General features: G+C 63.3%; 19 protein-coding genes. 9 read left to right on the top strand and 10 right to left on the bottom strand.

Annotation, left to right across the window (positions count from 1 at the left end; all coding sequences use genetic code 11):
- Positions 1 to 2: 2 nt before the first annotated feature.
- The 7 genes from AB0323_RS10940 to AB0323_RS10910 all read right to left on the bottom strand — a co-directional run bounded on the left by AB0323_RS10940 (position 3) and on the right by AB0323_RS10910 (position 7,649).
- Positions 3 to 734: a hypothetical protein gene (locus AB0323_RS10940; protein ID WP_366177338.1), complete on the bottom strand. Its 732-nt coding sequence runs from the start codon at positions 732 to 734 to the stop codon at positions 3 to 5.
- A complete protein-coding gene (locus AB0323_RS10935; protein ID WP_366177337.1) occupies positions 731 to 1,537 on the bottom strand; it encodes a hypothetical protein in 807 nt (268 codons plus the stop codon). The genes AB0323_RS10940 and AB0323_RS10935 overlap by 4 nt, the downstream gene beginning before the upstream one ends.
- A gap of 73 nt (positions 1,538 to 1,610) precedes the next feature.
- Positions 1,611 to 2,333 (bottom strand): hypothetical protein, encoded by a 723-nt coding sequence (locus AB0323_RS10930; RefSeq protein WP_366177336.1) that lies wholly within the window; start codon positions 2,331 to 2,333, stop codon positions 1,611 to 1,613.
- Positions 2,333 to 3,307 (bottom strand): hypothetical protein, encoded by a 975-nt coding sequence (locus tag AB0323_RS10925; RefSeq protein WP_366177335.1) that lies wholly within the window; start codon positions 3,305 to 3,307, stop codon positions 2,333 to 2,335. The genes AB0323_RS10930 and AB0323_RS10925 overlap by 1 nt, the downstream gene beginning before the upstream one ends.
- Positions 3,308 to 3,441: 134 nt before the next feature.
- On the bottom strand, positions 3,442 to 5,733 hold the full coding sequence (locus AB0323_RS10920; RefSeq protein ID WP_366177334.1) for a phage tail tip lysozyme: 2,292 nt from the start codon (positions 5,731 to 5,733) through the stop codon (positions 3,442 to 3,444).
- A 58-nt stretch (positions 5,734 to 5,791) separates the two neighbouring features.
- Entirely contained in the window at positions 5,792 to 7,093 is a 1,302-nt protein-coding gene (locus tag AB0323_RS10915; RefSeq protein WP_366177333.1) for a hypothetical protein, read from the bottom strand.
- 172 nt (positions 7,094 to 7,265) lie between these two features.
- Positions 7,266 to 7,649 carry a hypothetical protein gene (locus AB0323_RS10910; protein WP_056387364.1) on the bottom strand — a complete coding sequence of 128 codons (384 nt, stop codon included), beginning with the start codon at positions 7,647 to 7,649 and terminating at the stop codon, positions 7,266 to 7,268.
- Between the two features lie 442 nt (positions 7,650 to 8,091).
- Here AB0323_RS10910 and AB0323_RS10905 point away from each other — a divergent pair, with 442 nt between their 5' ends.
- The gene (locus AB0323_RS10905; protein WP_133830691.1) at positions 8,092 to 8,583 is read left to right on the top strand and encodes a helix-turn-helix transcriptional regulator; all 492 of its coding nucleotides are present in this window, start codon (positions 8,092 to 8,094) and stop codon (positions 8,581 to 8,583) included.
- Here AB0323_RS10905 and AB0323_RS10900 read toward each other — a convergent pair.
- Positions 8,564 to 9,736 carry a hypothetical protein gene (locus AB0323_RS10900; protein WP_366177332.1) on the bottom strand — a complete coding sequence of 391 codons (1,173 nt, stop codon included), beginning with the start codon at positions 9,734 to 9,736 and terminating at the stop codon, positions 8,564 to 8,566. The genes AB0323_RS10905 and AB0323_RS10900 overlap by 20 nt on opposite strands.
- 261 nt (positions 9,737 to 9,997) lie before the next feature.
- Between AB0323_RS10900 and AB0323_RS10895 the strand changes: the two genes are divergently transcribed.
- Positions 9,998 to 10,834, top strand: coding sequence for a hypothetical protein (locus AB0323_RS10895; RefSeq protein WP_366177331.1), 837 nt, complete (start codon positions 9,998 to 10,000; stop codon positions 10,832 to 10,834).
- Between the two features lie 228 nt (positions 10,835 to 11,062).
- Positions 11,063 to 12,214 carry a three-Cys-motif partner protein TcmP gene (gene tcmP, locus AB0323_RS10890; protein ID WP_366177330.1) on the top strand — a complete coding sequence of 384 codons (1,152 nt, stop codon included), beginning with the start codon at positions 11,063 to 11,065 and terminating at the stop codon, positions 12,212 to 12,214.
- Here tcmP and AB0323_RS10885 read toward each other — a convergent pair.
- Together AB0323_RS10885 and AB0323_RS10880 are read right to left on the bottom strand one after the other, a co-directional pair.
- Positions 12,211 to 13,008: a phage Gp37/Gp68 family protein gene (locus tag AB0323_RS10885; protein WP_366177329.1), complete on the bottom strand. Its 798-nt coding sequence runs from the start codon at positions 13,006 to 13,008 to the stop codon at positions 12,211 to 12,213. The genes tcmP and AB0323_RS10885 overlap by 4 nt on opposite strands.
- Before the next feature lie 233 nt (positions 13,009 to 13,241).
- Positions 13,242 to 14,438 (bottom strand): hypothetical protein, encoded by a 1,197-nt coding sequence (locus AB0323_RS10880; protein WP_366177328.1) that lies wholly within the window; start codon positions 14,436 to 14,438, stop codon positions 13,242 to 13,244.
- Between the two features lie 276 nt (positions 14,439 to 14,714).
- Here AB0323_RS10880 and AB0323_RS10875 point away from each other — a divergent pair, with 276 nt between their 5' ends.
- The 6 genes from AB0323_RS10875 (at position 14,715) to pglZ (ending at position 25,694) form a co-directional block, all read left to right on the top strand.
- Positions 14,715 to 14,915 (top strand): helix-turn-helix domain-containing protein, encoded by a 201-nt coding sequence (locus tag AB0323_RS10875; protein WP_347783594.1) that lies wholly within the window; start codon positions 14,715 to 14,717, stop codon positions 14,913 to 14,915.
- A gap of 72 nt (positions 14,916 to 14,987) precedes the next feature.
- Positions 14,988 to 15,620 (top strand): DUF1819 family protein, encoded by a 633-nt coding sequence (locus AB0323_RS10870; RefSeq protein WP_366177327.1) that lies wholly within the window; start codon positions 14,988 to 14,990, stop codon positions 15,618 to 15,620.
- Entirely contained in the window at positions 15,617 to 16,216 is a 600-nt protein-coding gene (locus AB0323_RS10865; RefSeq protein WP_366177326.1) for a DUF1788 domain-containing protein, read from the top strand. Before AB0323_RS10870 ends, AB0323_RS10865 begins: the two co-directional genes overlap by 4 nt.
- A 4-nt stretch (positions 16,217 to 16,220) precedes the next feature.
- The gene (gene brxC / locus AB0323_RS10860; protein WP_366177325.1) at positions 16,221 to 19,706 is read left to right on the top strand and encodes a BREX system P-loop protein BrxC; all 3,486 of its coding nucleotides are present in this window, start codon (positions 16,221 to 16,223) and stop codon (positions 19,704 to 19,706) included.
- A complete protein-coding gene (gene pglX, locus AB0323_RS10855; RefSeq protein WP_366177324.1) occupies positions 19,706 to 23,206 on the top strand; it encodes a BREX-1 system adenine-specific DNA-methyltransferase PglX in 3,501 nt (1,166 codons plus the stop codon). The genes brxC and pglX overlap by 1 nt, the downstream gene beginning before the upstream one ends.
- Positions 23,199 to 25,694, top strand: coding sequence for a BREX-1 system phosphatase PglZ type A (gene pglZ, locus AB0323_RS10850; protein ID WP_366177323.1), 2,496 nt, complete (start codon positions 23,199 to 23,201; stop codon positions 25,692 to 25,694). The genes pglX and pglZ overlap by 8 nt, the downstream gene beginning before the upstream one ends.
- The last annotated feature ends 13 nt before the right edge of the window (positions 25,695 to 25,707 follow it).

Genomic DNA, 25,707 nt, shown 5'->3' with positions numbered 1-25,707 from the left:
GGTCAGCCGCTGTGGCTGGGTCCGGGGCTGGCGGTATCGGCCGGTGAAGCAGAGGCAGGTGACCTCTGCGCGGCAAGCTGGTCCCGCGTCCGGCCCGAGGCCCGGAACGCTTCGAACGAGGCGACCGTGCCGTCCTGTCCGGTGGCGAAGGTGAAGACCACATACTCACTTTTGGCCGTGGACTTGCCGTCGGCGGACACCGGGTCCAGGCGCGCCACTCCGATGTAGGAGTAGTCCAGGCCCTTCACCGCGGCAACGTCGACGTCGAAGTCGGCCAGCTGGTACGCCGTCCCCGCGCCCTTTCCGGCACCGGTCGCTGCCATCCACTCCGGGATGAACTCGGTGAGGGTCCGGGACGATGTCCCGAGAAACCCGTACCGGGCGTCGAGGGCGGCCTGCGTCTCCTTGACGGTCCGCGAGGCGGCCGAAGAATCCGTCAGGCTCAGCAGCACCGAGCGCGCTGCGGCCCGGTCCCGGTCGGCCCGCTCGGCATCCATCCCCGGCAGGGCAGCCAGCAACCGGGCGTGCTTGGTCTCAAGTGCCGCCTGCGCGTCCTCCTGCTTGCCCTGGAGCTGGACGATGAGCTGGTCGGCCTTGGCGTCGGCGTCCGCCGAACCGTCGGCCAGCAGCGCCGGGGCCAGAGAGAGCAGCGACAGCGCCAGCAGCGTTCCGGTGCTGCAGACCAGGACCTTCCCGGCCCTCGCTCGCACCCAGTCCTTCACGTCCTCGATCACGGTGCCTTCACCTCCTGCCGCAGGGCCTCGCCCGTGGTCGTCGTTCCGGTCTGGACCCCGGAGAAGCTCTTGCGGGTCATGTCGTAGTCAGCCCGGGCCCAGGCCAGTACCGCCGGGGCGTGCCCAGCCGCCGGACGGGTCTGCACCGCCAACCAGGTGACCCGGATCGTGCCGTCCACCTCGACCGAGTAAGGGCGCTGGGCGACCCACTTGAAACCGGAGTCGAAGCTCATCGGAATCTCGTTGCCCGCGGCGACGTCCTTGTCGGAGGCCAGCAGGTACCAGGGTTGGAGAGTGGCCTGCCCGACGTCGGGAGCGAAGTACGGGGTGAGGTTCCGGCGCGTCGGCTCGGCGGCAGCCTGGTCCAGCGTCCCGCCCGAGTCTGCCACCGAGGGTGTCAGGTAGCGGTACTCGTTCTGCAACCGGGCGATCTGTTCCGCTGCTCCCTGTGCCGTGACCAGGGCGCGGTCAGCGTCCTTGGCCTGCGGGAGGGCGTCGGTGCGCACCTCGGCGGTGCGGATCTGCTCGCGCAGGGAGACGATCTGCTGAGCCTTGTCGTGGCTGACGGTGGCCTCGCCACCAGAGAGACCCGCGCCGACCAGGAAGCAGAGCAGCGCAGCTGCCCCCATGCACACCCCGCCGATGGCCGCCCGGCGGCTCATCAGCGCACCCGGGACATTTCCGTCCCCAGTGGGGTCGGCGTCGCCCGGTGCCGCACCGGCGTCCGGCGCGGCCACGAAGCGGGTCTTGCGGACAGGCTTGTCAGCCTGCACACCCGACTCGCCGATCTTTGTCGATGCCATTGCCCCTCAACTCGCTCTTCGTCTCGAATACCAGTACAACTCTATCAAGAAGATGAGTCGAAAGGGAGTCGGATCATCTGGAATGACGAGTCGAACCGCCAGCGGGAATGGCGGACAGACCAGAGACCTTCCCTTGGGCGTCGACGGTGAGGTACACCAGCACGGTCCGGTACGACTTGACCCGGTCCGGTGCCACCTTGTTCTGGGACACCGCATCGGAGGTAACCGCCACCTCGACCTGCACGGCATACGTGTACTCGTCCGCCGTGACCTTCACGACCTCGAGGTCTGCGTCGGCATTGACCGCCGAGTTCAGCCCTTGGGTGTCGATGTAGTAGTAGCGCTTGCCCGCGGCGTCTTCGTTGAAGCGCGCCGCCGGCATGAACTGCTTCAGGAACTGCTCGTCCTCGGACAGGTGGTAGCGCTCTTTCAGGTCCCGGCGAGCGGCCTCGTAGGCCTGGCCGGAGTCCCAGGTGAATGCCGTCTTCACCAGGCGGTCCACGATCTGCGTGTCGTCGTGGATCCGGCTCTGGCTCACGCCGAGCGACTGCATGACATCCTGCTCGACCTGCTCGGACTTCGCGGTCCCGACCGAGGCAAGCTGACCCTGAAGGCCCGTGATCGTCTGCTGCTGCTGATCCAGTGCGCTGCGCTGGGACCCCCATGTCAGGCCGGTCACCGTCACGGCCGTAACCAGCAGTACCGCGACCCCGACCACCAGGGCGTTGCGCCGCATGAAGCCCGGTCCCGGCGCTGCCGTTTCGTCCGTGCCGTCAATCTGCTGCTCCTGCATCATCAGCCCTCTCCGCTTCCGTTGCCCGTCGTCGATGCGCCCTGCCGGTGCTCCGCGCCGGCGGCGGTCACCACGACCTTGAGATCGACGAAAGTCCCGGCCTTCCCGTCATAGGAGTAGGCCGCGTTCGCCCACGCCAGCACCTGTCCACCCGCGGTGTCCCGGCACAGCCAGATCACCCGCGCCGTGCGCGTGGTGCCCGTGGCGTCCTGGGTGGCGAGGTCCGGCATCACCGACTCGACCGACCAGGCGTATGCTCCGGGCGAGGAAGCCTTCAAACCCTCGTAGCGCACGTACCAGGGGAACCGCGGGTCGATCTGCGTGCTCGGGTCGAACGGCGTTACAGAGGTCCAGGAGTAGGCCCCCTTTTCGTCGGCCAGGAACGAGCGCGGGCTGAACAGGGGTGCCAGCGTCCGGCGGTGCTCGGCGATCTGCAGTGTCGCCGCGTTCGGCGTACCGTTGCCCGCATTGGGCTGTGTCGCCGCCTCGTGGTGCAGCTGCGCGAAGCGCTGCTGGGCCTCCGCGACCTTCTGGGCGTCCTTTGCGGCTGCCTCCATCAGCCGCGTCATCTTTCCGGGCAGATCCGGGGGGACCGGAGTGCTCCTGGCATCCTCGATCTGGACCTGGAGCGCGGAGATCCGGTCGGCGTTGGCCGCGTGCTCCGCCTCGAATCCCTTGCCGCTCACTCCCGCGGCCGCCGCCAGCCCGAGGATCGCCACGCCCATTGCGGCGCTCAAGACCAGGCGCGTCCGCCGCGCCGACTCCTCGGGAGTGCGTACTTGCCGCTCTCCGCGCCGCTCGGAGCGCCAGCCCTCGAAGCGGGCCTCGAGTTCGACCCCGCTGACCCGACTGCGGGTGGCGGGGGCCTTCAGCTTCTTCGGCGCGCCGTCCTCGTCCTTGACCGTGTCCCCGGCCCTGCCACGCGCATCATCATCCGCACTCGTCACGATGCCCGCCCTTTCTCGCGTTGTCCTCATATATGACTCCCAAGTCTAACTTCAATGGTCATTGAATAACGAGTCTGCCCCATTCGACAGGTCACTGCGCACGGATCGGGACGCAGAAAGGGCCGGTGCCCGGATCGTCCGGACACCGGCCCTGCTTCCGCCGGCTACGCCGGCAGGTTGCCGCCCGTGGTGATGAGGTCCGTGACGTCGACGAACACCCACCCCTCTGACTTCATCCGCTCCGCACTGTCAACGCGAACGCGGCCCATGAACGCGCAGTAGCCGGCCTCACCGAGGATGACCTTGTCGCCCTGCACGCCCAGCACCACGAGGGTGTGGCCCGCGGACCCCGTACCCGGCCCGGAACCGACCGAGTACGCCGTCGGCGTACTCGAAACCTGCTTGCCTGTCATGGACGCGATCGCGTGGGCTGTCTGGATGCCGTCGCCCGGCGGGTACTGCTGGAACGAGGTGTACTTGTTCATGAAGTAGACCGAGAACGACACGCAGTTCATGGCGTGGTTGTCGCCGCAGGAGCCCGGTCCGCCAGCGCCGTACTTGTCGTCCAGGAACTTGTCGCCCTCCTGGTTGTACAGGTCGATCAGCTGCCGGGCCTGCTCCTCGTTCATGCCACCGTCGACGAGGCTGCCCGGGCGCACCTTGGTGTCGCTGTCGCAGTTGCCGAAGATGGAGCGGATCCCGCTGCCGACCGTGTCGACAATGCCGCCCACGATGTCCTGGACCCCGCCCACGACCGAGGTGTCGACGGTCCAGCCGCTCATCTTGCCGAACCACATCTCGGCGTCGGCCTTACGCTCCTGCAGCTGTGAGGCGTTGTCGGCCGAGCGCTCCCACTTGTCGTGGAAGTGCAGTGCAGCAGCAGAGGGAGAGCCCTGCGAGGTCTTGATCATGTCCTTGAACACGGCCACGTCCCCCGGGCTGTCGCCCTCCGCCATGAATGCCAGCTGGGCCTTGATGGTGTACCAGTCCAGGTTCTTGGACTTGGCATAGTCCAGGAGCATCGTGGTTCGCCCGTTCGACCACTGGCCCAGACCGATGCCGCCGTGCGACTGGCCGGGAATGTGGGTGAAGTTCCCGTCCCAGGCGGTCTGCTTGCGCGGGCCGATCTGGTAGGGCTCGTTGTAGATGCCCTCCACGCTGGTGGGGTCCACGCCCGACTCCTGCGACCAGTTGCCCAGGATGCCCGCGATGTTCTCCTCGGGCATACCCCAGGTCTTCAGCACGGAGTAGACCGCCCGGGCGTTCGCCTCGGTGGTCGCCGGGACGTCAGCGCCGGGGCCGTTGCGGCTGACATTGACGATGCAGTTGGTCATGGTCGAGCCGCGGCCGCCATCGAGGCCGGCCTGGTCGAGCACACCCGTGAGGACCGTGCTGAGCACAGCCACCGCGGCAACGGTCGCAGCCACCCCGGATGCGGCCGTGGCCACCGGGGCGACGGTGGCCGTCACGGTGACCCCGAACACGGCTCCTGCCGCCTTGCCGACCAGCCCGCCCAGTGCGATGAACGGTGCGGCGATCGTGTGCCCGACCGCCTTGGCGATCCCAAGGATGAAACCCCAGATCATGCTGGCCGCGTTGGCGGCCATCGCGAGCATCGCGAAGAACATGGTCTTGAGCCACTTCAGGAAGGCCATGACCATGAGAAGCCCCGCAGCCGGGGGAGCGGCCGCCGCGGTGCCGCCGACGGCGACACCCCTGGCGGTCTTGGACAGCAGCTGGCCGTCCTTCTCCTTCTGCGAGGTCCGCTCGTAGCCGGTGCCCCCGGCACCGAGCCGCTTGTCGGCAGGCTCGGCGTCCGGACCTCCGCCGGTGACCTTGGACGCACCGTCGACAACATCCTTGCCGGTCTCCAGGCCCACATTCTTGGCAGCGCCGACCGCTGCCCCGGGCAGCGCGCCGACACCACCGGCGGCGGCTCCGGCCTGCGCCCCGGCGACAGCTCCCGAGGCAGCCGCTCCCGCGTACCGGCCGGCACCGCGGCGGACCGCGCTGCTGCCGTCACCCTCGACCGCCTTGCGGGCAGCTCCCCCGGCCGCCCCGGCGGCGACACCGTCGAGGCTCTTGGCAGCCTTGGCGGCCTTGCTGGTCTTGCTGGCTGTGTCGGCCGCACCTGCGGCCTTGCCAGCGGCAGCCGCTGCGTCCGGGGCCGGTGCGGCTCCCAGGTGCTTCGACCCGCGGCCCGCAGGCGTCGGGTCCACGGGCTGCGGCGCGGGGGAGGCCCCCGGGGTTTTCGGCAGACCCTTGGCTGCATCCCCGGACGGGGAAGGAGCGGAGGCCGCTCCGGTACGGGGCCCGGCGCGGCGTACGCCGGACCCCTCACGACGAGGGGGCTGCGACTCCTCCTTCGCACCCCCGTCGGCGGACCTGCGGTCCCCGCGGGGCGATGCAGCGCGCCGGGCCGGGTCATCCCGCCGCGTCGGCTGGTCGATGGCCATAAGCTTGTCCTTTCCGGCTCGATGCCTGGGTGGTGACTGCCCGCTCCGTGGAGCGCGCTCAGTGATAGACGGTCAGGAAGTCCCCGGCCGAGTTCGCAGTGCTGTTGGACTGCACATCGCGCAGCTTCACGTCCAGGCCGAGCAGCTCGAGCAGAAGCCCGGACTGGTACTCCGACTTGGCCTTGCCGTAGTCCTGGTAGGCCTGGGAGAGGTTGTTCATCACGTTCGTGAGCGGGCGCATCGTCACATCGGAGGACCGGTAGTCCTTCTTCAGGTCGGTGCCGTCGGAGAGGACCCACTTCATGTCCGAGACCTGCTGGCTCGTGCTGTCGCTGCCCTCGGCGCGCTTGTCGGCGAGGAACTGCACATAGCCCTTACCGGCGGGCACGAGCGTGTCGAGGTAGCCGGCATAGAGGTTGCCCGCGCGCCAGTTGAAGTCGAATCCGCCGGGCACGACATGGCCCGTCTTCAGCTCCAGCGTCGCCTTCCCGTCCTTGGCCTCGGCCGCCGAGACACCAGCCACCTGATCACCTGCGATGGAGGGCGGAACGGCCGGCGGACGGAGGAAGAGCCCATCGACCTTGGTGGTCGCCAGGTCGGAGGTGTACGACTCGACCTGCTTCAGGCTCGTGCGCATCGCGAGCAGCTTCTGGTCGAGCTTGTCCCGCGTCTGCTGCTCCTGGGTCTTCAGCACGACGTCGTAATAGGCCCGGGCCGGGTCGAAGCTGGCCGCGTCCAGGGCCGGGATGTCGGTGGTGCCCGACGCACCCGGGTTGATGATCACGCGCCACTGGTCGTACTTCTTGAAGCTCGAGTCGCCCACGACCTGGTCATCCCTGCTCTGCTGCCGCTCGTCGTAGGTCAGCTCGGCGTTCGCGCGGACGGTCAGGTTGAGCACCTGCCGGTCGAAGGGCCGGTCCGCGTCCAGGAGGACCCCGACGTAACCGGTCGAGCCGAAAACGTGGAAGGTGCCCCTGATTCCGCTGGTACTGACCTTCTCGGTCTGCAGCTTGTCGTTGGTGCCCAGCAGGAAGGCCTGGTAGTCCGCCGCGTTGTACGAGATCGCCGCGCTGGCGGGGAAGTGCATCATGACCAGTGCCCTGTTGCCGGTGTGATTGGTGTAGACCCCGTCGACCGTGCCCTTGAGCTGGGTCTTCGAGGAGGTGAACTCGGTGTTGTAGAGCGCGGTGTGCGACACCGCGTCGCTGCCCGCCTTGAAGGCGGCGGCACCCGAGCCGGCCACCACGACCAGCCCCATCACAGCGAAGATGCCGAAGAACACCCCGAAGCGCTCGATTGCGTGGTGCGAGTCGAGCTTGAACCGCTTGCCGAAGGCCAGCGCCTTGTCCTTGATCCCCATGTCCGTTCCCGTTCGTCCTGTTCCTTGCTCTGCCTGTCCTGCTCGTCGTCAGCGCCGTCGTCCGACCCCGGAAACGACGCGCCGGGTCGGTTGAGGCCTGGTGACCTCAACCGACCCGGTGCGGTCCGTCGACGCTTTGTGTGCCCGGCCGTTGATTCCTGCCGCGCCGGGCTTAGCCCAGGACGCCGCTGGTCAGTACGTGGCTGACCGTCTGCACGAGGACAGAGCCGCCGCCGAGGTCCTCAAGGGTCTTCTGGCCGCCGGAGCCGATGGTGTTGATCAGCGACCACCCACCGGTGCCGAGCGCGCCGCCGACCAGGATGAGCAGGGCGATGGTGCCCCAGCCCTGCTGCTGGCCCGCGGACTGCGGGGTGGCCATCAGCTTCTTGATCAGGAGCACGCCGCCCCAGACCAGTCCGACCGCACCCAGGAGCATGAGCAGCAGCCCGCCCCAGAGCTGGATCTGGGACTTCGCGTTCTCCAGGAAGCTCGTCAGGTCCCAGGCCGCGGTGGGCAGGGCGACCCGCTCGAGTGCCGCCTCGTAAATCTTCGTCATGGTTCTTTCCTCTCGCCTATCGAATGGTCGCTTGCATGACATGTGTCACGAGGCGACTGGCACAACCGATTCGCCTAGACAGAGCACAGCGCCCTATCAATGGTCTCTCCCGATGCGACGCGACTCCCCGTTGAGCGGGACGACATGCCTGCAATCATGCGCCCGACCCCTCTCTAGGGACTCGTATACGTGCATATCTTCAGTGACCAATCTACATCATTCGAGTCATCAGTCATAGTCGTATCCGTGACGAGTCGGATACGAGTCCAGAATGTGCTCGAAGACCAGCGCAAACGAGGTGTCGGCGGGAGGACTGACGTTCTGCTCAAAAACGTGTAGATTTCACATGACGGGGCGCGCGGTGTGCGGCTCCGGCACGGCTCGGCATACGCTTCTTGCTGAGCCCTTCGCGCCCATGTACCCGACCAGGAGCCCAAACCAGATGAACGCCTTGCCCGGAGACCTCTTCGCCCGCCGACTGCGACAGGAGAGGGAACGCCTGGGCATCAGCCAGGCTGAGCTGGCCCGCAGGATTGCCGAGATCCTTGGAACGAACGTCGACCCTTCGGCGGTGACCCGGATAGAGCAGCAAATCCGCGCCGTCCGCCTGGACGAGGCGGTCGCCGCCTCCAAGGCCCTGGACGTCCCCCTGGCGATCCTGGTCGCCGAGGATCCGGAGGCAGAGAGCGAGGCCCAGCTGCAGCAGTACCTCGCCGACCTGGCAGCGGCCCAGCGCGAGTGGGAGAAGAACAGGCTGGAGGTGCTGCGGCTCTCCAAGGCCATTCAAGTGCTCGGCGGCGGCGCTCAACTCAAAGGTGTCGTCGACTTCCGCCTCATGGAAAGCATCGACGCCCGCGTCCCGGTCGAGGAGGACGACCAGCACGGGCACCGGGTTGCCCCCGGCATCGAGGGGTCTACAACCCCAGACGCATGACGCTGTTGCGTGCCGCAGGATTGAACTCGCGGTCGTAAACGTCTACCGTCGCTGCCCGGCTCCACCGGCCGGCGCGCATGATCTCCTCCGTGCTCGCACCGTTGCGCCGCGCCTGGGTGACGTGCCCGGCCCGCAGCGAGTGGAAGCCGTAGGCAGCAGGGTTCATCCCCGCCTCGACCATGCGCGAGAGCAGCATCGTGTGCAGCGCGTCGCCGCTCACCGCCCGTGCATGGATCCGGGCGTCCTTCCTGTTGCGGTACGTTGCCCGGAGCAGGGGCGCGCCCGAGGCCAGGTCGGCGCTGCTGATGAGCGCCGTCGAGCCGGCGGCTCCGCAGACGTGCTCCTCGAGACCGTACGAGAACAGCTGCTGCATGATCCCGCGACGCCGTGTGCGCGCGTCGTCCTGCCGGGCGAGCCCGAGCAGCGCGACCCAACGGTGCACCGCACACGGGGGACAGGATGCCGGCGAGCTCCCGAACGGCAGCACGACCACGTCCGGCAGCGCGTTCTCCGGGTCGGCCTTCGAGGCCCCCACATGAACGTGGACACCATCGACCGGGTGCAGCTCGAGCCGGTTCAGCGTCAGGGCCGCCGCCTCGCTCCTGCGCAGGGCCCCTGCGAACCCGAGCCACACCGCCAGGGCGTCCCTGGTGGCTGACACGCCTGCCGGATATGTGTCGTGCTCCATCACCGCGATGATCCGGACCACGTCGTCCAGAAGCAGAGGGCGCTTGCGCCGGGGCCTGGTGGCCCGCAGCTTGGCCAGCCCGCGCACGAGATCCACCACGCCGCGGTGGGCCGTGGGATCCAGAAGCCCGCCGCGGAGGTGCCTCTCGCCGATACCGGCCAGGCGCTGGCGGATCGTCGCGACGGAGAACCGGGGGAGCCCGTCGTCATCGAGCTGCGTGGACATCCAGGCGACGTACCAGCGCACGGTCTCCGGATGCGCAGGCAGCGCCTCCAGTCCGTGGCCGGTACAGAAGTCATCAAAGGCACGCCACGCCGTGGCATAGGCGCGCCGGGTGGCAGCAGACAGCGTGTGTCCTTCCAAAGACCGCGAAATTTCTTCGAGCTCGCGCAGCTCGTCGTCCACCTCCGGTTCAGGTGGGACGGTGGGAGCGCTGAGCGCTGCGAGCCTCACCTGTACTGCCATGACTCCAGTCTCGACTCACTGGCCGGAGAATCCAAGTCGCAATGGTCTGTCAGTGGCGATTCCCCATACCCGCGATCGACGGGGCGGCTTCGAACCGGGTCTCTGGTAAGTGCGCTTATCGGGGCATGGAGAAGGACTGCTTTCGCGTGACGCGGTGATTGTTGAATCACTCACAACCAGCGCATAGTCATGCACTCGGCTGCAGGAACACGAAGAACGAAAAGCCAGAGCTGTCCAGCGCCCGGTGGGACAATCAAGAGAATGACGACTGCCCTGCCCGATCTCTGGCTCGACTGGTGCTCGGTCGCGGGCAAGCCCACCGAGTTGGTCGACGACGCCACCCTTGCTCTCTTCTCCAGGCAGGTCGGAGCATCGCGCGCTGTGCTGGCCTCGTTACGGCGAATGATCAGTCAGGAGCCAACCGTCGCCCCGGCTTGGCCGCGCTGCCACAAAGACAACCCCGAATCGCTCCGTCGGCTGGTAAAGCGCGCCACCGTACTGATCCAAGATCCTGCGACCCAATGGGTCTTCCGTCTGCGCCTGCGGCGAATGCTCTTCGCCGCGGTGATGATCGCGCCGCCCGGGCACGGGGGACTGGGCCTGGACCGAGCAGGTGCGCTGGGGCTCAGGCCGAATGAGATGCAACGGCTGCGCTCACGTATCGGCGTCACACCCGATGCGCAGTCCTGCTCCGCGTGCGCCGTATGGTCGTGGCTCGACGTGATCGGTACCAACAACGGATGGTCGCACAGGGCCGTCCGAGCACTGGGTCACCGCTTTGACCAGAAGGACGACGAACACCGTCATCTGCTTCCCGACACGAGTGCCGACTGGCTCCTCTGCGTCGGGATGCTGCCGGCGATCGATCGGTGGGGCTACATCGACCCTTATTCCTCAATGCACCCCTCGTCACTCTCGGCGGTCATCCGCGCCATGGACGCCCTGCTCGAGGGCCCCGTGCCTGTCCCAGCCCCAGTGTTGGATCCCGAACCTCGTCCCGCCGTGCGCGCGATCTCGCCGCAGGAAGAAGAGCAGATCCTCGCCAGGGCCGACGAGCTAACCGCCCGTGTCGCCAAGATCCTCCGCGAGTACGGCTGACGCTGGAAGCAACAACTGCCCGAGCCCGCCGAGCTGCGTAGAACTCGTGGACCGATTCAGGAAGCGAATCAGGCTCCGAAAGGCCTCCACGCACCTAGATTCGCCCCATGCCGGTCGAGGGCCTTCTTGTGCGCTGACATACTGTCTCTATCATGGTGACATTACTCCATTTACTGGATAACCATCGTGTCAAAGCTCGACGTTGCTAAGGAAGATCGGAGTTGGGGGATGGCCACTGGAACCGAGGCTGGACTGCTGGAGAGTCCGAAGCCGCAGTCGGTCTACAAGCACGGGATTCTTGAGCAGTACGTCATTAGGTTCGCAACGATGACGGCCAGCAAGCTGACGCCGAAGAGGGCGGTGCTGTTCGACGGCTTTGCTGGCAGGGGACGCTTTGACACCGGCGAGGCAGGATCCGCCGAGCGAATGATGCTCGCAGCGCAGAAGGCTAAGAACTCCACAAGGATCGACCTCTTCCTGGTCGAGAGGAACCGCGAGGACTTTGTGTCTCTCGACAAGGTGGCCGATGAGTACCGTAACCGTGGCATCCATGTTGACAGCCGGAACGGGGATTGCGGGCAGCACCTCGACGAGGTCAGGCAGCTCGCCGTAGGCGCGAGCCTGTTCGTTTTCCTTGACCCCTGCGGCGCGGGGCTGCCCATGGATTCGATCAGGAACGTCCTCCTCAAACGAGGTTCATGGCCTCGGACGGAAGTTCTGCTGAACTTCAACGCTGACCTCATTCGCCGTGCTCGCGGACAGCTGAAGAAGGGGCAACTCGACCTTGGAGGCGTCGCCAAAGCGGACTCAGTGTGCGGGGGCGAGTGGTGGCGTGACGTGGCATTGCAAGCACACGAGGCTTCTGGCGGAACCTCCTGGGAGGCGGCCGCGGACGCCGTCGCACACGAGTACGCCCGACGACTTGCGGCGGGCACGAAATATGGCAGCGTCGTCGCGCCGGTGCGACGGCAGATTCGCCACCAGCCCGTGTACTACTTGATTTTCCTCACCCAGGCTCCGCACGGCTTCTGGGTGTTCGGGGCTGCCGCGGCAAAGGCACGGGAAGAATGGATCGACTGCCTCGGACCGGACCCTGACGAACGTGAGGGCATGCTCTGGGACACTGTCGCAGATCAGTTCGAACGTGAACACGACTCGGCGATCAGACACATCACTGACAACCTGCGTTCATTGGTGTCGGACGGCCGGCCGAAGGCTGTAGTCGAACACGTCCAGGAGGTCTATGGCGATCTTTACGGCGAGGCCAAGGAGACGGCCTTCTCGGCCGCACTTCGCGCGCTCGTGAAGTCAGGCGAGATTGAGTTCGCCACCAAAGGAGCCAAGCCCCACCAACACGTCATTCGCAAGGCCACCGGCTAGGCTGACGCTGCAGCGAGTTGCGGCATGTCATCCCAAGTGCGTCCTCCGAGTTCGCGCCCATTCGCCTTCGGACTCCGTCCGCCCCACTGCTTGAAGAAGAACGCCACATCGGCTTCAAGGCACTGGTCACGGATGTCTTCGGCCCAGGTCGGATCCATGGGCCGTGCGCGCGGACCGGACTCGCCACCGACGATCACCCAGTCGATGCTTTCAAGGTTCAATGTCGGCAATGCTGTGATGAGCGGTTCGCAGGACAGGAATCGTGTTGCGGCTGGTACAGCTCGAAGGTAGTCAATGCGATCGACGACATCAAACGACTCCACCGAGACTCCCATCCACAGGTTGTCTGGCCAATCAAGCTTGTCTGCCACCCTCGCCATCCGATGAGCCCGCTTGGTCAACACCTGGTAGGTGTGCTGTGGTGTCTGGCGCATGACGTCAAAGATGTCGCGAATGAAGTCGAGCGGAACCTTGGCATGGAACAGGTCGCTCATCGAATTCACGAAGACAATTTTGGGTTTACGCCAGCTAAGGGGCTGCTTCAATGCTGCCGGGTGCGTCGTGACCCCGAATCCAGGACCGGAGGTCCGGGGGTCACCGTCGGTCTGGTACTTCTCCGCACCCATGGCCTTCAGACGCTTCGCGAGCGCCAGAGCGTAACAGTTGTCGCACCCTGCAGCGACCCGATCGCAACCTGTGACAGGGTTCCATGTCACCTCAGTCCACTCAATCCCACTGTTCGTCGGCACAGTCTCACCCTTCTCATAACCACTGCGACTAGCAATGCGTTCCATGCAGTTGCTGATCGTCGCGCGAACCGCGGTTATCCGACCGGCGCATGGATCTAGATCTTGGCCCGATCATCTCACGGCACGAACGACGTATGGCTTTCCACCACGCCGCTACGAGGGGTGAGATGTACCGATTGGACTCTCAAATGCAAGGCGCGGTATCCCCCACGAACTGTTGCCCGACCGCGCGATCAGGCAAGAACAAGATCAACCTTTGCCCCATCGCGGCGCATTGATCATGCTGATACGCCATTCGGGTGTTGAGCCTCTAACTCCTCGCCGGACTGGACTTCAATTGGCACGAGCTGATGGATCTCACCCGAAGGAAGCGCGATGTACCGCACGGTGTCAGGCGGATCGATCCGTGGAGGCGTCACCCGTTCACGAAAAGCTGTCTGCCGGCCAGCGATCGACTTCTTGGTCTTATGCCAACGACCAGTGAGCTCCAGCGTGGTGAGTGCCTCGGTGACCTGAGCCTCGCGGCTCTCAGCCCTTCTCACATCCGCTGCGTCTCGCTCAAGAGACTTTCGAAAGGCAAGGTATGGGTTGCCAGGATCGGCAAGCGCTGCTTTCGCGGCGTCGGCGAGAAGCGCTTTTCGTCCGAGGGCGACAGCGGCACGAGCGAAGTGAAGTTCGCGAAAAAAATGGTCGAGATCTTTCGTCTTGCCGCCGAGGGCTTTTTCCAGTTTGCGATAGTCAACAGCACCGCTGCCCACACCAGACTCCAGGAGTGGCTGGATAGCAGACCAGGTTTGCTCCAAGAATATGTCCGCGTTGTGGAACTCCTCGCCGGCACTTTGCTGAACAACGTCGAGATCAGGAAGCCCGCCGTCGAGCATGGAACTGATTGCTTTGGACAGTCGCTTGTCCGTCGTTCGTTGGGCCGCAATACGCATGTCTACATATCGCTTCTCCTGACGTCCAAGGATTGCCTCGACCCGCCGCTGATGAACCCTCTGTTCCCGCTGGGCGAGCATGTCCAGAGCCATCACCGAGGCACCCACTGCCAAGATCGGCCAACCAGCAACCGCGGCACCTCCGACCCCCACCGGATACAGAACAGCCTGAGCTGAGATACTGGCGGGTCCGCGCGCGAATCCGCGGAACCCGCTGGTGCCAACCGCGCGAACAAGCTCGGTACCCTTCGGCAGCACTACCTTGAAAAGTGTGGCACTCTTCGGATCCACTGCACGGACGACGTTAGTGAGTGCCTGCTGAATGGCAGCATTCACTGGAACCGACTTGTATTTTGTTAGCTCAATGTCGGTGATCGGGTGGTACTCGAACGCCATAGGAATCGAAGCGGCCTCCAGTGCCTCCTCGACCGAGACGGATGCACCGGTTGTAGACAAGACGGCATCTGGAACCAGGAGCCCCGATGCGGGGAGAACACGGACAGGTGCCAAAGTCTCGCTCGGCGAAGGCTCAGTCACCAGTGGGGTCCTTGCCACGTTGTCTCCGCGAGCACTTCTGTACCTGCGAAAAGTGAGAGTAAGGAGCCCGCCAGCGGATACGACGACTGCGACTGCCAACGCGATCCAGAGTTCGGTCATTGCGACAGCCTAACGTGACAGACGATGCCCTATGGGTCAAGCCTCGCAACTCATACAGGCTTAACCCGTTCAAACCCAGTCAAACCCTAAGAAGACCTGCAGTTGAAGCTAGGATGGCTTTGTTCGTCGTTGCCAATCCCGACTGGAGGCTCCACCGTGGCCGAACCATGGCTGTCCGCCGATGGCATTGCCGCGCACCTGGGGATCACGAAGGACACGGTCTACACGTGGATCAGTGACAAACGCATGCCGGCCCACAAGGTCGGCAGGCTCTGGAAGTTCCAGGCAAGCGAGGTAGACGAGTGGGTCCGCAGCGGAGGCTCTGCAGCATCGAGCGACGACGAGACGCCGAGCTGACGGCCGCACCTGAAGGAATACCTCTCGGACAATGCCGAAGCTACTTGCCTGAAAAACTGAAGGGGGTTACACGTGATCGAGCCGCATGCCGAGGCGCAGCGCTATGCACTCTCATTTACTAGTGGTGCCCTCCTCATGCGTGAGGCGGCGATCATTGCGCCCATTTACTTGCGTGAACGCGACTGGGCAAGAGTTCGAACGGTGGTTGCGGGGGAGAACTTGCTTCAGGCTCGGACAGTTGCCTCTGGGCTCAGGCTTGCGCGTGAGGTTATCCAACGGCTCACCGTGCTGACCGACGACGAAATCAAACTACTCATCGAGGCGACCTCTACTGAGCGCGGACACTTGCTGTGGGCGGCGGCCTGCCGTCGATATGACCTGATTGGTGAGTTCGCTGAGGAGATCGTACGCGAGCGGTTCCTCTTGCTTACGCCGTCGCTCGATCTCAACGATTTCGACAGCTTCGTGCGAAGCAAGTCTTTGTGGCACTCCGAGCTGTCTGAACTCAAGGACTCCACGCGGCGCAAGCTGCGTTCAAACTTGTTCCGGATGCTTAATGAGGCAGGGTTGCTTTCCAGCAGCGGGCACATACAGCAGGCCATGATGTCTCAAAGGGTGGCCACCGCCTTGGCCGCGCGTGGTCCGAATGACCTGCGATTCTTCCCAACCACCGATGCTGTTACTTCTGGGAGGGCCCAACCGTGACTCAGACCGACCTATCCAAACAGGAAGAGCACCTGTTCGCAGTTCTCAGTGGCAGACGATTTCTCCAGATGGAGGGCCTGAGCAACGAGGTACCGTTCTTCATTTACCCCTACGACCCTGAGGATGCACTCGCGGTTGCGGGGTCGAAGAAGCGCATCAAGAATCGCCTGGCGAACAAGGGCATCGGCGTGCGCGAGGTCAACCTCTACGATCTGTCCGTGGAGATTCTTAAGGAGCGCGGAGTCTGGGATCGGCTGATCGCGCTTGAACCCGAGCAGGACAAGGCGGATTTCCGTGAGTTGCTCCAAGGGATGCTCGATCCGCAGCTACACATCGCGGCCGCCATCCGGGCCAAGCTCGGCGAGGCTGACTTCGACGTCGTCTTCCTCACAGGCATTGGTGAGGTGTTCCCATACATCCGCTCCCACAATGTGCTGCACAACTTGCAGAGCGTCGTGACTGACAAGCCGATGCTTATGTTTTTCCCAGGCCGCTATGAGCAGTCCGACACGCTGGGGTCATCCCTGGTGCTGTTCGGTCGACTCAAAGACGACCAGTACTACCGAGCCAAGAACATCTTGGAACAGGAGGCTTGACTCGATGAATCTGAACCAGATCTTCGCCAAGGACGTCCAGCGCCCGATAGAGGGCGTCATCAAGGCTGACGATGCCGCGCACCTGGGCACCGAAGTTGATGAGTACGTCTTGACCAACGAGGCGGCCAAGGGCATGGAGCTGTTGCTTGAGGCATACACGGACTACACCAACGCCAACGGCGTGTGGATCTCGGGCTTCTTTGGTTCCGGTAAGTCGCACTTGTTGAAGTTGCTTGCGCACCTCCTTGGCGACGTGGAAGGCCAGGACTTCCCTCGGGCACGTGTCTCCGAGAGTTTCCGGTCCAAGGCGCAGGATGCGTTTCTGCCGGCGCTTTTGACCAAGGCTGAGCGGATCCCGGCGAAGAGCCTCCTGTTCAACATCGACCAGAAGGCCACCCTTATTACTAAGGACCAGACCGATGCCTTGCTGAAGGTGTTCGTCAAGGTCTTCGATGAGAGCCGCGGCTACTTCGGTAATCAGGGGCACGTTGCCAGGTTCGAGAGGGACCTGGACAACCGAGGCCAGTACGAGGCGTTCAAAGCCGCATATGCCCGTATCTCCGGGCGCGACTGGGCGCAGGGACGTGAAGAGGGCGTGCTCGAAGAGGTCAACGTGGCCAAGGCGTATGCCGAGATCAGCGGCCAAGCCGAGGGCACGCCGGCCAACATCCTCACCAAGTACCGCAACGAGTATTCGGTCTCGATCGAGGACTTCGCCGACGAGGTGAAGACGTGGCTCGACAAGCAGGAAGACGCCTACCGGCTGAACTTTTTCGTCGATGAGGTCGGCCAGTTCATCGGATCGAACACGCACCTGATGCTAAACCTCCAGACCATCGCCGAGTCGTTGAACACCAAGTGCAAGGGCCGGGCGTGGGTGTTCGTGACCTCCCAGGAAGACATGGACAAGGTCGTCGGTGACCGTACCAGGCAGCAGGGCAACGACTTCTCCAAGATCCAGGCCCGGTTCGCCACCCGTGTGAAGCTCACCAGCGCCGATGTGGAAGAGGTCATCCGCAAGCGACTGCTGGAGAAGAACGAGGCGGGCGAGGCCACGCTGAATTCGATCTATGCAGAGCAGCACGCCAACTTCAAGACCCTGTTCGACTTCGTAGACGGCGCGAAGACGTATCGCAATTACACCGACGAGGCGCACTTCGTCGGCACCTACCCGTTTGTGAGTTACCAGTTCCCGCTGTTCCAAGCGGCGATCGAGGGCATCTCCGACCACAATGTGTTCGAGGGGCGCAACAGCTCAGTTGGTGAGCGGTCGATGCTCGGCGTCGTGCAGCAGGTCGCTAAGGGCATCGGCGATGTCGAAGTGGGCAGGCTGGCGACGTTCGATCACATGTTCGCTGGCATCCGCGCTTCGTTGAAGTCAGCCGCGCAGCGTTCAATCGACGTTGCCGAGCGCAACCTGGATAACGAACTGGCTGTGCGGCTGCTCAAGGCTCTGTTCCTGGTGAAGTACGTCGAGGGCTTCCACGCCACCCCACGCAACCTGACCGTGCTGGTTTACGACCGTTTCGGACTTGACCTGCCCGCCCTGGCCAAGCAGGTGCAGGAGGCACTGACACTGCTGGAGACGCAGACGTACGTGCAGCGCAACGGCAACCTATACGAGTACCTGACCAACGAAGAGCAGGTCATCGAGGAGGAGATCAAGAACGTCGATATCGATGCCTCGGATGTCAGCGGCCGGCTCTTCAAGATCATCTCCGGCGACGTGGTTCGCACGAGCAAGCTGCGGTACGCCAAGAACGGACAGGATTTCGCCTTCGGGTACAAGCTTGACGATCAGGTGTACGGGCAGCAGCGCGAACTGACCATGCACTTCATTACGCCGGAGTACCCATTCGGCCCCGAAGAGACCCGGATGCACAGTGCGGGCAAGGACGAGCTGCGCGTCATCCTGGAGCCCGATGAGCGCGCACTTTCGGACGTGCGCCTGCTGATCAAGACGGAGAAGTACACCAAGCGCAAGCAGACGACTTCGCTGTCCGCAATCGAGGACCAAATCCTGCGCTCGAAGGCGACGCAGAACGTCGAGCGGGAGAAGGAACTCATCGAGCGGATCCGCCGCGCAGTTGGCAAGGCGGACCTCGTGATCAACGCCGCTGGCGTAACCTCCTCCTCACAGGACCCCATCGCGCGCGTTACCGATGGCTTCCAGGACCTCATCAGCCGCACTTACACCCAGCTCAGCCTGCTTGGCGGTGTTGCGTACAGTGAGCAGCAGGTTGCTGCGTTCGCCAACCCCAACCAATCAGGCATGATCGACGATTCGTCGCTGTCGATGCTTGCTGTACCAGGTGACGAGGTGCTTTCGTTCCTGCTGCAACGCGACCGGCTTGGCGAGCAGGTAACGGTCAAGACGATCGTGGATGCATTCCAGGCCAAGCCCTACGGATGGGATCTCGCCTCGATAGAGGTCGTCATCGCCTGGCTCGTTGGAAACTCGAAGATAACGGTTACCGTCGATGGAAACGTGCTGAAGCGGACCGAGGTAGCTGCCGTTCTGCGCAATACGCAGAAGCACTCGCATTCCGTGGTGGCCCCGCAGAAACTCTTTGACGAGCGCAAGGTCGCCACGTTCCGCAAGTTCTGCATTGACTTCTTCGACGAGGCCACCCCACCGAAGGACCCGCTGGAGCTGGCTCGGCACGGCAGCGAAAAGCTCGGGGCAAAGCTCGACGAGTTAAGAGCGCTGGTGAGCGGATCGAAATACCCATTCGTGGAGCAACTGGCTACCCCCATCGCCCTGCTCGAACAGGCTGTGGGCAAATCTGACGAGTGGTACCTGACTGAATTCAGTCTTGGCGACGAATTGCTCGACGCCAAGGAAAACGTCATCGACCCTATTCAGTCGTTCCTGGGCGGCGGCCAGAAAGTCATCTACGACGACGCCGTCGTACTGCTCACCTCGAACACGAACAACCTCGGATACCTGCCCCCAGGAAGCGAGGCCGACGTCAGGCGACTCCTGGACGATCCCAACGCCTTCCGGGGCAATCGCATGACCCAACTCAAGCAGGCCGCAGACGCCCTTGGGGCGAAAGTCGAGGACACGCTCGCCACCCATCGCAGGACGGTCATCCAGGACATCGAGGCACGCAAGTCCGAGGTACTCGCCAGCGCCTACTACGGCAAAGCCACGGAAGAAGCGCAGCAGCGGGTCACCCGTACAATCGACCAGATCATCACCCGCTTAGGCAGTGAGCGGCAGATCGCGCTCATCCGCGAGCAGGGTAATGGCTTTGAGGAGCGGACCTATCCCGAGCTGCTCGACCAGCTCGCGTCCTCTGCCCGGTCGACGGGCGGCACGGACAGTCCGGAGCCCACACCAAGGCAGACCGTCTCGGTCAAGACGATCACAGTGCCCGGTGCCCACGGTGTGCTCGAGAACCTGGATGATGTCGACAGATATCTAGATGCGCTCCGTGGTGCGCTGCTGAACACGCTCAACGACGGAAAGAGAATCGCTCTCTGATGGAAACCGCACCACTGAAATCGTTCGCCACATGGGCTCGCACTGCACTCATCCGCGAGGTGTCAGCCCGCATCTCCGTCGTTCTGGCATCGGAAGAGCTGCGCCAGGAACAGCCCAACGCCGTCGCTGCCCTGGAGAAGGCCGTCAATGCTGCTGGCGGCAGCGACAAGGGCCGCGACACAATCGCGGACAAGGTCGCCTACACCTGGTTCAACCGCATCATCGCGCTGCGGTTCATGGACGCCAAGGCCTACACCGGCATCGGTGTCGTCTCGCCCGAACGGGGCCGCGAAGGAGGCCAGCCCGAGGTTCTCGCCGAGGCCAAGCGCGGAAACATCGACAGCGCGGTCGTTACGAACAAGCGCACGGTGGAGACCATCACTAGTTTGCTCAACGGCACGCGCCGCAGTGACGACCCGCAGGGGGAGGCGTACGCGCTACTGCTTGCGGAGTACTGCCGCCATTGGAACCGCTCTATGCCGTTCATGTTCGAGCGGGAGGGCGATTACACCGAACTTCTCATCCCCGCGAACTTGCTCGCCGACGACTCGGTGCTGGCCCGCGCGGCAAACGTGCTCACTGAGGATGTCTGCCAGGATGTCGAAGTCATCGGTTGGCTGTACCAGTTCTACATTTCCGAGCGGAAAGATGAGGTCTTCGCCGGGTTCAAGAAGAACAAGAGGGCAGGCGCTGCGGAGATTCCCGCCGCGACACAACTTTTCACACCGCACTGGATTGTTCGGTATCTCGTTGAGAATTCCCTTGGACGCCTCTGGTTGCTCAATCGCCCGAATTCGGGGCTGGTTCATCAGATGGACTACTACATCGCCCCGGTTGGCGACGAAGCCGACTTCCTCAAAATCAGCGGCCCGGAAGAGCTGAAGATCATCGATCCCGCCTGCGGCTCTGGGCACATGCTCACCTACGCGTTCGACCTGCTCTATGCCATCTACGAGGAGGAGGGTTACGCGCCATCGGACATTCCCGGCCTCATCCTCACTCACAACCTCTACGGCACCGAGATCGACCCTCGAGCAGGAGCACTAGCTGCCTTCGCGCTGACGATGAAGGCCCGCTCCCGCCAGCGCACGTTTTTCAACATGCCGGTACAGCCCAACATCTGCGCGTTGGAGCCGATTCTCTTTAATGCCCAGGAGCTCGACGTCTTGCTGACGGCCAGTGGCGACCGGCATGAGGAGATTGCATTCTGGACGCAGTTCGCGCACGCCGACACGTTCGGCTCGCTGATCCGACCGAACGTTGAGCTAACAACTCGTCTCGGGCGTCATACCGCTGAACTCGACAGCGGTGGTGATCTGATGGCGGCCGACGTGATCGAACGGGCAGAGCAGGTCGTGGCTCAAGCCGAGTTCCTTTCGCCCCGATACGCCGTCGTCATCACAAACCCTCCGTACATGGGTAGCGGGAACATGTCCGCGGCTGTGAGTTCCTGGATTAAGGAGACTTACCCAGACGAGAAGCAGGACTTGTATGCCTGCTTCATCGCTCGCGGCGATGATTTGGTGGTCTCACGCGGGTATGTCGCATTGATCACCGGCGATACATGGATGACCATCAAATCGTTCGAGACGCTTCGTCGCCGACTCTTGGCAAATCACGCTTTCCTAAGTTTCGTCCACATGCACGACGTGTCGAATCACCCCGACATCTTCGGTGCCAATACAGCTTTCATTATCGGCAAGGACGAGAGCCCGGAAACGTCCGGAACTTATATCTATTTGGACGCAAGTAGTTCGGACACGAAGGCACAACACCTACGCGAGTCCGCACAGGGCCTTGCGCCACAGCGAGTCTTCGTGGCTGAGAGCGCGCAGTTCGAAGAGGTGCCTGGTGCTCCATTGGTATTCCGGATCTCCTCCGCAATGCGGAAAGCATTCCACTCGGGGAAGCCGTTGAGCGAAGTGGCTCAGCCGCGGCAAGGGATGGCGACGGCTGACAATGCCCGTTTCGTGCGCCAATGGTGGGAGGTCTCCGTTAGCCGATGTGGTTTCGGGTGTAGGAGCAGACTGGAGGCGAAGTCATCGGGCTTTCGGTGGTTCCCATATACCGATGGGGGAGCGTTCCGGCGATGGTATGGCAACCGCCATGCAGTCGTGAACTGGGGGAATGATGGCGAGGAGTTGCGCCTATTCGAGCGCTCCGTCGTCAGAAATCCCGAGCTGTACTTTCGAGAGTCTGTCACGTGGTCGGCAGTTGGTTCGGGCATTCCCGCGTTCAGATATACGCCGGCCGGGTCGCTGTTCTCGAACGCCGGAATGTCGTTTTTCGCGGCACCAGACACGCTCGAGAGTTCCGCCGCGATCTGTAACTCAACAACGGCTGAGCGCCTATTTGCGGCGATCGCACCGACGCTCAACCTCGGGGTGGGTGAGATCGGGAAGCTACCAATTGTAGATCTCTCTACACGAGGGGCACTGAACGTGGGAAACCTCGTCACGTGCGCGAAGCGCGACTGGGACGACTTTGAGACGTCGTGGGACTACGCGCGGCCATCCCTTCTTGCCGACCTTGGCACTTCGATGCTACTCCGAGACCAGATAGACACCTGGGCGTCGTCGTGGCGAGAGGTCGCTCTGGAACAGCAGCGGCTAGAGGGCGAAAACAACCGGACGGTCGCCGAGGCGTATGGCGTCGAGGACGAGGTATTGATCGATGTCCCACTCCACCGCGTCTCGCTGGGCCGGAACGTCGAGTTCGCGTACGGTCCCAATCGGACGACGGAGGCGTACGCGAGTCTTCAGCGAGCCGACGCGATGCGGGAACTCATCTCATACGCCGTCGGTTGCATGTTCGGGCGCTACAGCTTGGATGATCCTGGCTTGATCCTCGCGGACCAAGGTGCAACTTTGCAGGACTACCTCGCCAAGGTTCCGACACCGACTTTCACGCCAGACGCAGACAACGTTCTGCCGATCGTTGACGGTGAATGGTTCGAGGACGACATCGTTGCACGTTTCCGGCAGTTCCTCCGGGCGGCGTTCGGCACGGAGCTCTTCGAGGACAATCTGCGGTTTGTCACGGAGGCGCTTGACGTGAAGGACTTGCGCGACTACTTCGTGAAGTCGTTCTATAAAGACCACGTCCAGCGGTACAAGAAGCGCCCCATCTACTGGCTCTTCTCCAGCTCCAAGGGGTCGTTCAACGCACTCATCTATATGCACCGCTACACGCCGTCGACCGTGTCGACGGTCCTCAATGAGTACCTGCGGGAATTCAAAGCAAAGCTGGATGCCAGTCGCCAGCACCACGAGCGCCTCGCAGCAGGCACAGGTGCACCACGGCAGCAGGCCGCCGCCCAGCAAGAGGTCGACCGCCTGCGCAAGGTATTGCTCGAACTCGATGAGTACGAGCACGACGTGCTGTACCCGCTGGCGACCCAGCAGGTACAGATCGACCTCGACGACGGCGTGAAGGCGAACTATCCGAAGCTCGGTGCTGCCTTGAAGAAGGTCCCTGGACTAGAGGCCAGCGATGAGTGAGACATCCGCCGTCAGGCCCCATCTGGAGCGTCGCTTTGAGGCGCAGCGTGTGGTGTTCTGGCACGACCCCGAGGGTGAGTACGCCGCTGACCTCGACACGCTCGGCCTGGAGGGCGTGCAGACTTTGCGCGTCAATAACGACGAGTACGCGATAAAGAACCGGCTGCTCCACCAGGAGCCCAAGTCGAAGTTCCTTGTCTATCGTTCGGGTGCTGTGCCGACGGGGATCGGCAATTGGCTGTTGGACCTGGAGCTTGCCTACGGAGTGTTTACAGCAGACCGGACCTCGCTAGTGCAGCAGGAACTCGGGCTCCCCGCCGACGATATTGGCGAAGTCGTGCTGGCGCATGAGAGCTTCTTTCGCGCGGCCAAGCGCATCCAAGACCTGAAGAAGCTGCTGGACGCCGACGGTGACGCCCGGCTGCTGCAAGCCAAGATGTCAGCAATTCTGCTCGGTCAAAGCGAGCACAGCCTACTGGAGATCACCCGCACTCTGCTGATCGAGAACGCCGGCGGTGCGGACGCCAAGTACGGTGCCCTTGCCGAGCACGGCCTCGACGAGTTCTACTGGCAAGGCGTGGAGTCGATCTACGGCTACATGTCACCAAACCCGAGCATCGCCGATTTCGTTCTGTGGGTTTTCCGGCAGGCCAACGCCGGATTCAAGTCTGAACGACCCGGCGGCTTGCGCAACATCCAGCTCGACTTCGGGAGCTTTCGCTACGACAGGCGTAGCCAGGAGGCATTGACAACGCTCGCGAAGCGCGCAGCGCAAGATCTGGACTATGCCAGCACCATCGAGGACGCAAGCTTCCGCGATCTGTTGGGCAACGACCTTTTCGAGGAGACTGACCGCAAAATCATCAGCAATCTGGCACGCGCGGTCGCTGAGCGAACGGTCACAGGCCGCGAGGTTACAGAGGTGATCCGCAGCCGTCAGAGCAGCATCTGGGTCGACGGGTACCGGAAGCTATACACAGCGATCGGCTGCGCCTCGGAACTCCTGACCGCGCTCGGGACGCTTAACCTGTCGATGCAGTCGCTCGATGAGGGATTGGAGCGATACCGGGGTGACTGGTTCCGCATCGATCAGCTCTACCGACAGTTCACATATGCTGCCCGCACAGCAGAGTTCCCCGGCCCGCTGGAGTCCCTGCGCATCCAAGTGGAGAAGTTCTACGCCAACAAGTTTCTCTACGAGCTCGGTAACACCTGGCAACAGCAGGTCGATGGCGTCGACCAGTGGCGTTCCACATTGCTCCGGCCCCAAACCTCGTTCTTCACCGACCACGTTGCACCCATCACGAGAGACGGCCGGCGCAAGGCCGTCGTCATCATATCGGACGCCCTGCGCTACGAGATCGCTGACGAACTTGGCTCACGCATCCGCCAGGAAGACCGCTACGATGCGGACCTGAAAGCCATGCTCGGCGTGCTGCCCAGCTACACCCAACTGGGTATGGCGGCACTGCTGCCACACAGCACGATCGGACACTCCAAGGACGGGGATCCCGTTCTGGCCGATGGTCAGCGCACAGACGGCACCGTGAACCGCAGCAAGCTCCTCGACGCCGTTGACGGGAAAGCGATTCAAGCCGAGAACGTCTTCTCCCTGACCCGGGACGAGCTGCGGGAGCTGTACCAGCAACATCAGGTGCTGTACGTCTATCACAACCGCATCGACGCGACGGGTGACAAGGCCGGCACGGAACGTCAGGTCTTTGAGGCCGCCGAGGACACGCTTCGCGAACTGGTCGACCTTGTCAAGCGATTGACCAACGCGAACGCGACGAACATCCTCATCACGGCGGACCACGGCTTCCTTTTCCAGGACACGGCGCTCGAGGACGCCTTCTATCTATCGGCGCTGCCGGAAGGTGACGACATCAAGGTGATCAACCGCCGTTACGTCCTCGGCCACGGCTTGAAGGAAGTCCCTGCGTTCAAGACTTTCACGTCAGCTCAACTCGGCCTCGATGGAGACCTGGATGTGCAGATACCGAAGTCGATTCACCGCCTGCGGCTTCCAGGCGCAGGCTCGCGATTCGTCCACGGCGGTGCAGCCTTGCAGGAGATCGTCGTCCCGGTGCTGGCGATCAACAAGAAGCGCAAGAGCGACGTGCGAACAGTTAACGTCAAGATCATGCCCGAGTCGGACAAGATCACGACAGGCCAGCTGGTCATCAAGTTGTTTCAGGCTGAGCCGGTGAGCGAGAAGGTACGCCCCCTTGTGCTGCGCGCAGGGCTGTATGTCGGCGAGATCCTCATATCGAACCATCTCTCGCTCACTTTCGACCAGGACTCGACAGACCAGCGTGACCGCTACCAGAACGCGCACATGCTGCTCAGCCAGGACGCAAACGACTACAACAACCGCCCGGTCGAGTTCCGGCTTGAAGAACTCATCCCGGGCACCAATCAATGGCGCGGCTACGCCAAGGCGTTCTACACGCTAAAGCGATCGTTCGCCTCGGACTTCGACTTCTAAGGAGAGTGCGGCT

The organism is Arthrobacter sp. NPDC080031 (assembly GCF_040702485.1).
In the GTDB taxonomy this organism is placed as follows: domain Bacteria; phylum Actinomycetota; class Actinomycetes; order Actinomycetales; family Micrococcaceae; genus Arthrobacter.
This window is presented reverse-complemented; position numbering and strand designations above follow the sequence as displayed.